The organism is Paracoccus sp. N5 (assembly GCF_000371965.1).
In the GTDB taxonomy this organism is placed as follows: domain Bacteria; phylum Pseudomonadota; class Alphaproteobacteria; order Rhodobacterales; family Rhodobacteraceae; genus Paracoccus.
Window position 1 is genome coordinate 2091555 of the sequence record NZ_AQUO01000001.1, and the last position, 12602, is coordinate 2104156.

At 69.7% G+C, this 12602-nt stretch carries 9 protein-coding genes; all 9 read left to right on the forward strand.

Features of this window, described 5'->3' with window-relative positions:
- Positions 1-161: 161 nt before the first annotated feature.
- The 9 genes from dusB (at position 162) to hflX (ending at position 12500) form a co-directional block, all read left to right on the forward strand.
- Positions 162-1190: a tRNA dihydrouridine synthase DusB gene (gene dusB, locus PARN5_RS0110500; RefSeq protein ID WP_017999728.1), complete on the forward strand. Its 1029-nt coding sequence runs from the start codon at positions 162-164 to the stop codon at positions 1188-1190.
- Positions 1187-2344, forward strand: a complete 1158-nt coding sequence (locus tag PARN5_RS0110505) for an ATP-binding protein (RefSeq protein WP_026155330.1) — start codon at positions 1187-1189, stop codon at positions 2342-2344. The genes dusB and PARN5_RS0110505 overlap by 4 nt, the downstream gene beginning before the upstream one ends.
- Positions 2345-2353: 9 nt before the next feature.
- Positions 2354-3814: a response regulator gene (locus PARN5_RS0110510; RefSeq protein ID WP_017999730.1), complete on the forward strand. Its 1461-nt coding sequence runs from the start codon at positions 2354-2356 to the stop codon at positions 3812-3814.
- Between the two features lie 82 nt (positions 3815-3896).
- Positions 3897-6155 (forward strand): PAS domain-containing sensor histidine kinase, encoded by a 2259-nt coding sequence (locus PARN5_RS0110515; protein WP_026155331.1) that lies wholly within the window; start codon positions 3897-3899, stop codon positions 6153-6155.
- A complete protein-coding gene (locus tag PARN5_RS0110520) occupies positions 6152-7540 on the forward strand; it encodes a sigma-54 dependent transcriptional regulator (RefSeq protein WP_017999732.1) in 1389 nt (462 codons plus the stop codon). Before PARN5_RS0110515 ends, PARN5_RS0110520 begins: the two co-directional genes overlap by 4 nt.
- Before the next feature lie 335 nt (positions 7541-7875).
- Entirely contained in the window at positions 7876-9252 is a 1377-nt protein-coding gene (gene trkA, locus PARN5_RS0110525; protein WP_017999733.1) for a Trk system potassium transporter TrkA, read from the forward strand.
- 7 nt (positions 9253-9259) lie between these two features.
- Complete coding sequence (locus PARN5_RS0110530; RefSeq protein ID WP_017999734.1) at positions 9260-10882, forward strand: potassium transporter TrkG; 1623 nt, start codon at positions 9260-9262, stop codon at positions 10880-10882.
- 76 nt (positions 10883-10958) lie between these two features.
- Entirely contained in the window at positions 10959-11192 is a 234-nt protein-coding gene (hfq, locus tag PARN5_RS0110535; protein ID WP_017999735.1) for an RNA chaperone Hfq, read from the forward strand.
- On the forward strand, positions 11193-12500 hold the full coding sequence (gene hflX / locus PARN5_RS0110540; protein WP_017999736.1) for a GTPase HflX: 1308 nt from the start codon (positions 11193-11195) through the stop codon (positions 12498-12500). It begins immediately after the preceding gene.
- Positions 12501-12602: the final 102 nt, after the last annotated feature.

A 12602-nucleotide genomic window follows, 5' to 3' on the forward strand; every position in this document is an offset into this window, starting at 1 on the left:
GGCACTTAGGAACCGTCGCGACATTTGACGAGTCGCCGCCTGCACGTTATTTCGGCATCAAGCATAAAATCACGGCAAATCCCCCCGGCATGCGACCGCCCATGGATCGGGCAGCAGCCGTTTTCTTTCGCATTCCCACCGCCCGGCCTACGAGTTCTTTCATGACGCGACCCGAACCGATCCTTCTTGGCGATATCGCCCTTGGCGCCCCGGTCTTCCTGGCGCCGATGGCGGGCATCACCGACCTGGCCTTTCGCCGCGCCGTCCAGCGCCACGGCGGGGCCGGGTTGATGGTCAGCGAGATGGTCGCCTCGACCGAGATGGTGACGCCGCGCCCGTCCACCCGCGCCGCGGTGCGCGCCAAGGCCCTGACCGAGGGCGCGGCGCCGGTCAGCGTCCAGATCGCCGGGCGCGAGGCCGGCGCCATGGCCGAGACCGCCCGCATCGTCGCCGGCATGGGCGCGCGCATCGTCGACATCAACATGGGTTGCCCGGCCAAGAAGGTCACCGGCGGGCTGTCGGGGGCGGCCTTGATGCGCGACCTCGATCACGCGCTCGGGCTGGTCGAGGCGGTGGTCGCCGCCGTGCCCGACCTGCCGGTGACGCTGAAGATGCGGCTGGGCTGGGACGCGGATTGCCTGAACGCGCCGGAACTGGCGGCGCGCGCCGCCGGAGCCGGGGTGCGCATGCTGACCGTGCACGGCCGCACGCGGGCGCAGTTCTATACCGGCCGCGCCGACTGGGCGGCGATCCGTGCCGTGGCGAACCTGCCGGGCCGGCCGCCGCTGGTCGCCAATGGCGACGTGGTGGACGCGGCCAGCGCCCGCGCCGCGCTGCGCCAGTCGGGCGCCGATGCGGTCATGGTCGGGCGCGGCGCCCAGGGTGCGCCCTGGAAGCTGGCGCAGATCGCGCATGAATTGTGGAACACGCCCGCGCCGCGGGTGCCGCAAGGCGCCGCGCTGGCCGAGGCCGTGGCCGAGCATTACCACGACATCCTGTCGCTTTACGGGCGCGAACTGGGCCTGCGCGTCGCGCGCAAGCACCTGGGCTGGTATGCCGAGGCGAACGGCGCCCCGAACCGCGCCGAGCTTCTGCGCGCGCCCAGCCCCGAGGCGGCGCTGGCCGCGATCCGCGCCGGCTTCGGCGATGCGGCGCCGGTGTTTTCCCCTGCGACCGAGGTGCCCTCGTGACAGCCCGGCCCAGGTCCGACATGGCTCGCGACCCCGAGGTCGAGACCGGCGCCGGCTTCACCCCGGCCGAGGTCGGCCCCAACTGGGCGGCGCTGCCCCTGCCCGCGATCATCCTGGACGCCCAGGGCCGCATCGCGGCGATGAACGACCTGGCCGAGGCCTTTCTGAACCTGTCCTGCCGCTCGTCGCTGGGGCTGGCGCTGGAGGGGCCCGAGATCCTGAAGCGGCTGCGCATCGTGCCGACGCTGGGCTCGATCCTCGAGCGCGTGCGCGAAGGCCATGACGCGCTGAACCGCGCCGGCGTGCGCTTCGAGATCGGCGACCGCTCGGGCGGGCATACCGACCGCTTCGGCACCATCCACGCCGGCGCCGCGCCCAGCCCGGCGGGCGGCATCGCCGTGCTGATCGCGCCGCAGGACGGCGGCGGCCGGCTGGGCAACGGGCAGGCGGCGCGCTCGGCCGCGCGCTCGGCCATCGGCATGGCCGAGATGCTGGCGCATGAGATCAAGAACCCGCTGGCCGGCATCCGCGGCGCCGCGCAGCTGATCGGCATGAACCTTTCGGCCGAGGACCGCGACCTGGCCGACCTGATCGTGGCGGAATCGCGCCGCATCGTCGAATTGCTGGACCAGGTGGAACGCTTCGGCGACACCTCGGCGCCGCGGCTGGCGGCGGTGAACGTGCATGACGTGCTGGAACGGGTGCGCCGCTCGGCCTCGGTCGGCTTCGGCCGCGGGCTGCGCATCGTGCCGGAATACGATCCCTCGCTGCCGCCGGCGCTGATCGATGCCGACCAGCTGGTGCAGGTCTGCCTGAACCTGGTCAAGAATGCCGCCGAGGCGATCCAGCGCGCCGGCCAGGGCGGCTCCATCCGCATCCGCAGCTTCTATGACGGCACGCTGCGCCTGGCGCCGACCGAGGCCGAGCCGCAGGGCCGCAGCCTGCCGCTGCAGATCGAGATCGAGGACGACGGCCCCGGCATCCCCGAGAGCATCGTCGCCGAGGTCTTCGAGCCTTTCGTCTCGGGGCGCGAGAACGGCACCGGCCTGGGGCTGGCGCTGGTTTCCAAGATCATCACCGACCATGGCGCCTGGATCGCGCTGGATACCCGCCCCGGTCGCACCGTGTTTCGCCTTTCCCTGCCCAAAGCCTGAGGTTTCCCCATGGACGGCACCGTTCTGATCGCCGACGACGACCGCACCATCCGCACGGTGCTGACCCAGGCCCTGACCCGCGCCGGCTGCCGGGTCCACGCCACCGGCTCGCTGGCGCAGCTGCAACGCTGGGTCGAGGAGGGCCGGGGCGACCTGGTGATCACCGACGTGATGATGCCCGACGGCAACGGCATCGACATGATCCCGGCGATCCGCAAGGCGCGGCCCGACCTGCCGGTGATCGTGATCTCGGCCCAGAACACCATCGTGACCGCGATCCGCGCGACCGAGGCCGCGGCCTTCGACTATCTGCCGAAGCCCTTCGACCTGCCGGACCTGATGACGCGGGCCGGACAGGCGCTGTCGCGGCGGGTGCGCAGGTCGGACCCGGCGCCGGCGGCGGCCGTGCCGGAAAGCGCGGCCGACCCGACCCTGCCGCTGATCGGCCATGCGCCGGCGATGCAGAACCTGTTCCGCATGGTGGCGCGGGTGCTGAACGCCGACCTGCCGGTGATGATCGCGGGCGAGGCCGGGGTGGGCAAGACCGTGGTCGCGCGCTCGTTCCACGACCTGTCGGACCGGCGCGAGGCGGGCTTTGTCGTGCTGACCTCGGCCGACCTTTCCGAAGAGGCGATCCACCGCGCCGGCGACCGCGCCCAGGGCGGCACGCTGCTGATCGAGGATCCGGCCGGCTTCGACAGCGCCGCGCAGGCCCGGCTGATCGGCATGATCGAGGCCTGGGAAGTCGGTCCCGGCCGCAACCAGATGCCGCGCCTGGTCTCGACCACCGGGCCCGACCCGCAGGCCGATGTCGCGGCCGGCCGGTTGCGCGCCGACCTGTATTACCGGCTGGCCGGGGTGACGATCACCGTGCCGCCGCTGCGGGCGCGGGTGGACGACATCCCTCCGCTGGCGCGTCACCTGCTGGCCCGGGCCGCCGCGCAGGGCCTGCCGCAGCGCACGCTGTCCGAAGGCGCGACCGCGCTGATCCGCGCCTATGCCTTCCCGGGCAATGTGCGCGAGCTGGAGAACATGATGCGCCGCATGGCGCTGACCGCCGCCGGCAACGAAATCTCCGAGGCCGAGGCCCGCGCCGCACTGAGCGAATCGGCGCCGCTGGCGCAGGCCGCGCCCATCCTGCCGTCGCCGCCGCCGAGCCAGCCCGGCCACGGTCCCGCCGCGCCGGGCGCGCCCGCGATGCTGGCCGAGCCGGCGACCATGCGGCTGGCGCAATCGGTCGAGATGCATCTGCAACGCTATTTCGACCTGCATGGCGACGACCTGCCGCCGCCCGGGCTTTACGACCGCATCCTGCGCGAGATCGAAAAGCCGCTGCTGGAGATCGCGCTGGATGCCACCGGCGGCAATCAGCTGAGATGCGCCGATCTTCTGGGGATAAATCGCAATACGTTGCGCAAGAAGCTCACCGACCTGAATATCGAAGTGACAAGGCGCCGCAAGCTGATGTAAAACGGCCACAGATGGCCGCACGCTAGTCGCTGAACGGCCACAGCAAGGCCGCGACACAGCGGCGAAGGCGAAGGCGGGCACGGTGGCAGGCACATTGTCCAGAGGCACATGGGAACGCGTCGCGCGGCTGCGGCGTCTGCGGCTATATCGCAATGCCGCGACGTTGGGGCTGGCGCTGCTGGGTCCGGTGCTGGCGGCGCTGACCTTCGCGGTCATGGGCCCGTTCTCGACCGCCGAGCCGGGCGGCTCGGCGCTGCGGCTGGTGCTGCTGGCGGACCTGCTTTACCTGATCGTGCTGACCGGGCTGGTGGTGGCGCGCATGGCGCGCATCTTTGCCGCACGACGCAAATCCGCCGCCGGCTCGCGGCTGCATACGCGGCTGGTCGGCGTCTTTGCCACCATCGCGCTGGTGCCCACGGTGCTGGTGGCGCTGTTTGCCGGGCTGACGCTGAACATCGGGCTCGAGGGCTGGTTCTCGGGGCAGGTGCAATCGGTGGTGGCCAGTTCGCTTTCCGCCGCCGAGGCCTATCAGGAAGAGCACCGCCGCGACCTGACCAATGACGCCAAGCTGCTGGCCGGCGCGCTGATGCAGGAGGTGCGGCGCAAGCCGCTGCTGGACGACGGCGACCTGCGGCTGCTGCTGACGGAGTATCAGAGCAAGATCCAGCGCGGGCTGCGCGAGGCCTATGTCATCGACGGCAGCGGCACCATCCGCGCCCGCGGCGAGCGCAGCTATCAGTTCTGGTACGAACAGCCGACGCCCGCCGAGTTCGACGAGGCCGCGAGCCAGGGGCTGGTGCTGATCGAGGACTGGAAGAACAACGAATTCCGCGCGCTGGTGCCGCTGACGCCGCTGGCCGACCGCTATCTCTACGTCACCCGCGACGTGGACGGCAAGCTGCTGGGCCTGCTCGACGACACCCGGCAGACCGTCGGCGACTACCAGCGGCTGGAAAAGGAACGCGGCCGCATCCTGCTGGAATTCTCGCTGGTCTACCTGGGCTTCGCGCTTTTGCTGGTGGCGGCGGCGATGTGGCTGGGGCTGTGGTTCGCCGACCGGCTGTCGCGCCCGATCGGCCGGCTGGCCGAGGCATCCGAGCAGGTGGGCGAGGGCAACCTGGACCTACAGATCCCCGAGCCCGACACCGGGGACGAGATCCAGACCCTGGGCCAGGCCTTCAACCGCATGACCCGGCAACTGAAGCAGCAGCGGCTGGAGCTGGTCGAAAGCTATCGCACCGCCGACGACCAGCGCCGGCTGTTCGATTCGGTGCTGTCCTCGGTCACCGCCGGGGTGATCGGCCTGGACGCGGCGGGCGAGATCGACTTCCTGAACCGCTCGGCCGCGCGGCTGCTGGGGCTGGATCCGGCGGCGGCGCATGACCGGCTGCTGTCCGATGCGGTGCCGGAATTCGCCCCGCTGTTCCAGCGGCTGGAGCATTCCGTCGCCGAATCGGTGCAGGACGAGATCCGCCTGACCCGCGAGGGCCGCGTCGAAAGCCTGCTGGTGCGCATGGCGATCCGGCGCGGCGCGGCCGGCGGCCTTGAGGGCTATGTCGTGGCGCTGGACGACGTGACCGACCTCGTCTCGGCGCAGCGCATGGCGGCCTGGGGCGACGTGGCGCGGCGGGTGGCGCATGAGATCAAGAACCCGCTGACCCCGATCCAGCTTTCGGCCGAGCGGCTGAAGCGCAAGTTCGCCCCGGTCGCCGGCGACGATGCCGAGGCGCTGGAGCAGCTGACCGGTGTCATCATCCGCCAGACGGGCGACCTGCGCCGCATCGTCGACGAATTCAGCCGTTTCGCCCGGATGCCCGAGCCGGACCGCAAGGAAACCGACCTCGCGAAGCTTCTGCGCGACAGCGCGCTGATGCAGCGCGACGCGCTGCAAGGCGCGCTGGTCGCCGACATTCCCGAGCAGCCGGTGATCGTCGATGCCGATGCGGGCATGATGGGGCAGGTCTTCACCAACCTCCTGAAGAACGCCGGCGAGGCGCTGGACGAGCTGCGCCCCGCCCCGCCCGAGGGCTGGCAGCCCAGGGTCGCGGTCCAGATGCTGGCCGCGCCCGATGCGGTGACCATCCGCATCACCGACAACGGCCCGGGCCTGCCCGAGGACCGCACCCGGCTCTTCGAGCCCTATGTGACGATGAAGCCCGGCGGCACCGGCCTCGGGCTGCCCATCGTCAAGAAGATCGTCGAGGAACATGGCGGCAGCCTGTCCCTGACCGACGCCCCCGACGGACAGGGCGCCATGGCCGAAATCCGCCTGCCGCGCGAGCGCCAGCCGGTGCGCCTGTCCACACGACGCCAGAAACACGAGCAGGAAACAACAAAATGAGCGATATTCTGATTGTCGATGACGAGCGGGACATCCGCGAACTGATTTCCGACATCTTGCGCGACGAGGGCTATGCGACCCGCCTCGCCGCCAATTCCGACCAGGCGGTGGCCGAGCTGAACCTCTCGGAGCCGGCGCTGATGATCCTCGACATCTGGCTGAAGGACAGCAAGATGGACGGGATCGACATCCTGAAACAGGTCAAGCGCAACAACCCGGACGTGCCGGTGGTCATCATCTCGGGCCATGGCAATATCGAGATCGCGGTCGCGGCGATCAAGCAGGGCGCCTATGACTTCATCGAGAAGCCCTTCAACATCGACCAGCTGCTGGTGGTGATCCGCCGCGCGATGGAGGCCTCGCGGCTGCGCCACGAGAATGCGACGCTGAAGCGGGTCGAGGCGCGGGCGGCCGAGATGCTGGGCAATTCCGCGCCGTTCCGGCGGCTGCGCGAACAGCTCGACAAGGTGTCGAAGTCGAACGGCCGCATCATGCTGACCGGCGAGCCGGGGGCGGGCAAGGAAAGCGCCGCGCGCTACATCCACGCCCACAGCCCGCGCGCCCGCGAACCCTTCGTCACCGTGCCCTGCGCCACCATCGAGCCCGACCACATGGAAGAGGTGCTCTTCGGCCGCGAAACCTCGGAACGCGGCATCGAGCCCGGGCTCCTGGAACAGGCGCATGGCGGGGTGATCTATTTCGACGAGGTGGCGGACATGCCGCTGGGCACCCAGCCCAAGATCCTGCGCGTGCTGACCGAACAGCAATTCCAGCGCGCCGGCGGCACGGACAAGGTGCGGGTCGACCTGCGGGTGATCTCCTCGACCAACCGCGACCTGGCGGTGGAAATCGCCGCCGGCCGCTTCCGCCAGGAACTCTACGACCGGCTGAACGTGGTGCCGGTGGCGGTGCCCTCGCTGGCCGAGCGCCGCGACGACATCCCGACGCTGGCCGGGCATTTCATCGAGGTCTTCCACGCGACCCAGGGCCTGCCGCAGCGCGCCCTGCCCGAGGAAACCTGCGCCGCGCTGCAGGCGATGAACTGGCCGGGCAACATCCGCCAGCTGCGCAACGTGATCGAGCGGGTGCTGATCCTGGGCGACGGCCCGGGCCCGATCCTGCCCTCGGAACTGGAAACCCAGAACGGCGGCGCCAGCACCGGCGAGGCCCTGGCGCTGGGCCCGCAGATCACCAGCCTGGCGCTGCGCGAGGCGCGCGAGCTCTTCGAGCGGGAATACCTGCTGGCACAGATCAACCGCTTCGGCGGCAACATCAGCCGCACGGCGCAATTCGTCGGCATGGAACGCTCGGCGCTGCATCGCAAGCTGAAATCGCTCGGCGTGGTCGGCGGCGTGCGCGTCGAGGAGGAGATGATGGGGAAGTGACCCCAGCCCTGCGCCGGTTGCGCGGTCGCATGGGTATTTGGAAAACGGTGAATGAGAAAGGTTGCGCCCCAGACCGCCGGGAGGCCAAGGCTTGGATTCCAGGGCGATCCGGGGCGCTTCACCGTTTGCGGTCATCGGCTCCCCAGCCTGTACCGCATGACTGGCTTAGCGTGCAAAGGTTAAGAAACGGCTAATCGCTTTCACCGTTTTTCAAATACCCATGCGACAGCGAAGCTTCGGCCTGCCTGCTATTCCTCGCCGCACTTTTCCCAGTATCCGTCGCGGGAACGCCGCGCTAGGATCGCGCTTCACGAAGGGCATGAACCGGGGCCGGAATGAAGATCATCATCTGCGGAGCGGGGCAGGTCGGCTGGCACATCGCCCGCCATCTCGCCGGCGAGCGCAACGATGTCACCATCATCGACACCAACGCCGAGCTGATCCGGCGCGCCACCGACGCGCTGGACGTCCAGGGCGTGACCGGCTTCGCCAGCCATCCCGACGTGCTGGACCGCGCCGGCGCCCGCGACGCCGACCTCATCATCGCCGCCACCCATTCGGACGAGGTGAACATGGTCACCTGCCAGGTGGCGCATTCCGTCTTCCAGGTGCCGAGAAAGATCGCGCGGCTGCGCAGCCCGGCCTATCTCGATGCGATCTGGTCGGATCTCTATCGCACCGACCACCTGTCCATCGACGTGGTCATCAGCCCCGAGCGCGAGGTGGCGCGGGCGGCGATCCAGCGGCTGTCGGCGCCCTCGACCTTCGATGCCGAGACCTTCCTCGACGGCCGGCTGCACCTGCTGGGCATCGTGCTCGACCCCGACAGCCCGGTGCTGAACACGCCGCTGCGGCAGCTGAACGAGATGTTCACCAGCCTCAGCGCCATCGTCAGCGGCGTCCGGCGCGGCGGGCGGCTGTTCGCGCCCGAGCCGGGCGACCAGCTGTTCGACGGCGACCAGGTCTATGTCTTCACCCGCACCGAGGACGTGCCGCGCACGCTGGAAATCTTCGGCAAGCCCGCCGCGCGACAGGAAAGCGTCGTCATCATCGGCGCCGGCAATGTCGGCCTTGCCGTGGCCCAGGCGCTGGAGGCCCGGCCCGAGCGGGTGCGCGTCAAGCTGATCGAGCGCTCGCGCGGTCGGGCCGAGGATGCCGCCGATGCGCTGAACCGCACCATCGTGCTGAACGGCGACGGGCTTTCGGCCGAACTGCTGGAAGAGGCCGCCGTGCCGCGCGCCGACGCGGTGCTGGCGATCACCGATGACGACAAGACCAATATCCTGGCCGCCGTGCGCGCCAAGCAGGCGGGGGCGAAGCTCGCCATCTCGCTGGTGAACGACCCGACCTTGATGTCGTTGATGGAGCCCCTGGACATCGACGCCTTCATCAACCCGCGCGCCAGCACGGTCTCGACCATCCTGCGCCATATCCGCCATGGCCGCGTGCGCGACATCTATTCCATCGGCGATGCCGAGGCCGAGGTGATCGAGGCGCAGGTGCTTTCGACCTCGCCCATCGCCGGGCGCGCCCTGCGCGACATCGAATTCCCCGAGGGCGCGCTGATGGGCGCCGTCCAGAAGGGCGAGCGCGTGGTCAAGCCCACCGGCGACCTGCGCATCGAAGAGGGCGACATCGTGGTGATCTTTGCCCTGACATCCGACGTCCCCGAGGTCGAGCGCCTGCTTCAGGTCTCGATCGACTTCTTCTGAGGCCGCGATGGGGTGGCTGACGCGCCTGCCCTTGATGGTGGTCCTGACCGGGATCGGCGGAGCGGCGATGGTGCTGCCCGGGCTTTACGCCCATGCCACCGACCAGCACAAGATCGGCTCGATCTTCCTGGGCTGCGCCGGGCTGGTCGTGCTCTTGTCGGCGATCCTGGGGCTGGCCACCGCCGAAAGGCCGGCCGGGCCGCAGGCGCGCAGCGTGCTTCTGGCCATGCTCGGCACCATGGCGGTGCTGCCGGCGGCGCTGGCGGTGCCCTTTGCGCTGGCGCTGCCCGACACCGGCTTCTTCAACGCCTGGTGGGAGATGATCTCCTGCCTGACCACCACCGGCGCCTCGCTTTACGCCGCCGACCTGCTGGCGCCGCCCCTGCACCTGTGGCGGGCGCTGGTCGGCTGGCTGGGCGGGCTGTTCATGCTGATCGCCGCCGTGGCGCTGCTGGCGCCCCTGCGGGTCGGCGGGTTCGAGATCCTGTCCTCGCCCTATGGCCGCAGCGAGCGCTTCGAGCGGCTGCCGCGCTCGACCGAATCGCGGCCGGTGGTGACGCATCTCTCGGCCCCCGCCTTCCAGACCGAGCTGGTCGACCCGGTGCATCGGGTGATCCGCGCCGCCCGGGCGGTGTTTCCGCTTTACGCCGGGCTGACGCTGCTGATGTGGACGGTGCTGCTGATGCTGGGCGAGACCGGGCTCATCGCCCTGACCCGGGCGCTGGGCACGCTCTCGACCAGCGGCATCAGCCCGGTGAACGGCCCGGCCGGGCAGGGCAGCGGCATCGCCGGGGAAATGGTGATCTTCCTGTTCCTGATCCCGGCGCTGTCGCGCCGCTTCTGGCCCGGCGGCGGCGAGCTGACCGTCAGCGACAGCTGGCGCGGCGACCCCGAGCTGCAGATGGCGGCGGGGGTGGTGCTGATGGTCTCGGCCATGCTGTTCCTGCGCCATTTCGCCGGCGCCATCGGCGTCTCGCCCCAGGGTGCCAAGGGCGTGCTGGAAACGCTGGACAGCGCGCTGTCCGCCGCCTGGGGCGGCATCTTCAACGGGCTCAGCTACCTGACCACGACCGGCTGGAATTCGGTCGAATGGCAGGGCGCGCGCAACTGGTCGGGGCTTTCCTCGCCCGGGCTGATGCTGGCGGGGCTGGCCATGATGGGCGGCGGCGTCGCCACCACGGCCGGCGGGGTGAAGCTCCTGCGGGTCTATGCCCTGGCGCGGCACTCCGAGCGCGAGCTGGAAAAGATCGTCCATCCCAGCTCCGTCGGCGGCGGCGGGCTGATGGCGCGGCGGCTGCGGCGCGAGGGGGCCTATCTCGCCTTCATCTTCTTCATGCTCTTCGCCAGCTCCATCGCGGTGACGGTCATGCTGATCTCGCTGCAGCAGATCGAATTCGACACGGCGACGATCCTGTCGATCGCGGCGCTGACGAATACCGGCCCGCTGGCCGGCGCAATCCCGCTGACGCCGACCTTCCAGGGCTCGGCCGGCATGGCGGGCGCGCCCTGGGAAGGTTGGGCCGGCCTGCCCGGGCTGACCAAGGCGGTGCTGGCGGCGGCGATGATCGTCGGGCGGCTCGAGACGCTGGCGATCCTGGCGCTGTTCTCGCCCGAATACTGGCGCCGTTAGCGCCGATCACCGGCTTGCAAGCGCCCCGCGCCTCGCCTAAGTCTTGAAAACCAGCGATAAGAACAAGGTGCATCGAATGGCCGGCGACAAACAGAACCTCCAGGACGCTTTCCTGAATCATGTCCGCAAGGGCAAGGTTCCGGTGACGATTTTTCTTATCAATGGTGTGAAACTGCAGGGCGTCATCACCTGGTTCGACAATTTCTGCGTGCTGCTGCGCCGGGACGGCCAGTCGCAGCTTGTCTACAAGCATGCGATCTCGACCATCATGCCCGGCCAGCCGATCAGCCTTTACGACGGCGAGGATTGATTGGCCGAGCTGTCGGAAACGCAAGAGCGGCCGACCCGCGCCTATGTGATCCATCCGGATCTGGGCAATGCACGCACCCGCCGCTCGCCCGAGCTGGCGCTGGAAGAGGCCGTGGCCCTGGCCCATGCGCTGCCGGCGATCGAGGTGACGGGCGCCGAGGTGGCGCGGCTGCGCAACCCCGATGCCGGCATGCTGTTTTCCAAGGGCAAGCGCGAAGAGATCGGCGAACATCTGAAGGCGGCGGCGGAGGGCGAGGGCGCCGAGCTGGTGCTGATCGACGGGCCGGTGACGCCGGTCCAGCAGCGCAACCTGGAAAAGGAATGGGGCGTCAAGATCCTGGACCGCACCGGGCTGATCCTGGAGATCTTCGCCGACCGGGCGCAGACCCGCGAGGGGGTGCTGCAGGTGGAATTGGCGGCGCTGGCCTATCAGCGCACCCGGCTGGTGCGGGCCTGGACCCACCTGGAACGCCAGCGCGGCGGATTGGGCTTCGTCGGCGGCCCCGGCGAGACCCAGATCGAGGCCGACCGCCGCGCCATCGACGAACAGATGGTGCGGCTGCGCCGGCAGCTGGAGCGGGTGGTCAAGACCCGCGAACTGCACCGCAAGGCCCGCGCCAAGGTGCCCTATCCCATCGTGGCGCTGGTGGGTTACACCAATGCCGGCAAGTCCACGCTGTTCAACCGGCTGACCGGGGCCGAGGTGCTGGCGCAGGACCAGCTTTTCGCCACGCTGGACCCGACCATGCGGCAGATGGTGCTGCCGGGCGGCCGCCGGGTGATCCTGTCCGACACCGTGGGCTTCATCAGCGACCTGCCGCATGAGCTGGTCGCCGCCTTCCGCGCCACGCTGGAAGAGGTGCTGGCCGCCGACCTGATCCTGCACGTCCGCGACATCTCGCATCCCGAAACCGAGGAACAGGCCGGCGACGTGGGCGAGATCCTCGAATCGCTGGGCGTCGAGGAGGACGTGCCGCTGATCGAGGTCTGGAACAAGATCGACGCGCTGTCGCCCGAAACCCGCGCCGCCCTGCGCCGCACCGACGCCCGCACCGAGGGCGTGCAGGCGATCTCGGCGCTGTCGGGCGAGGGCATCGCGGACCTGCTGGCCGCCGTCGATGCGCGCCTGGCCGAGGCGCTGGACGAACCGTCCGAGGAGGCCGAGCTGCGCCTGCCCGCCGAGGACGGCCGCCGCCGCGCCTGGCTGCATCGCCAGGGCATTGTCGTTTCAGAGGAAATGACGGAGACCGGCGTGCACCTGCTGGTGCGCTGGACCGCGCGACAGAAGGCGGAATTCGCGGCGCTGTAATTCGCGGGATCGGTGCCCGTCATGCGTAACGCAGGTGTCTTCTTTGTTGCTTAAATACCCATGCGGCGGCTCCAGCGGCGCTGTCCTATGGGTATTTGAACA

What these genes read in the sequence shown, in the direction of transcription:
- dusB (WP_017999728.1), top strand. Translation starts at nt 162, where the DNA reads ATGACGCGACCCGAACCGATCCTTCTTGGCGATATCGCCCTTGGCGCC.
- PARN5_RS0110510 (WP_017999730.1), top strand. Translation starts at nt 2,354, where the DNA reads ATGGACGGCACCGTTCTGATCGCCGACGACGACCGCACCATCCGCACG.
- PARN5_RS0110520 (WP_017999732.1), top strand. Translation starts at nt 6,152, where the DNA reads ATGAGCGATATTCTGATTGTCGATGACGAGCGGGACATCCGCGAACTG.
- trkA (WP_017999733.1), top strand. Translation starts at nt 7,876, where the DNA reads ATGAAGATCATCATCTGCGGAGCGGGGCAGGTCGGCTGGCACATCGCC.
- PARN5_RS0110530 (WP_017999734.1), top strand. Translation starts at nt 9,260, where the DNA reads ATGGGGTGGCTGACGCGCCTGCCCTTGATGGTGGTCCTGACCGGGATC.
- hfq (WP_017999735.1), top strand. Translation starts at nt 10,959, where the DNA reads ATGGCCGGCGACAAACAGAACCTCCAGGACGCTTTCCTGAATCATGTC.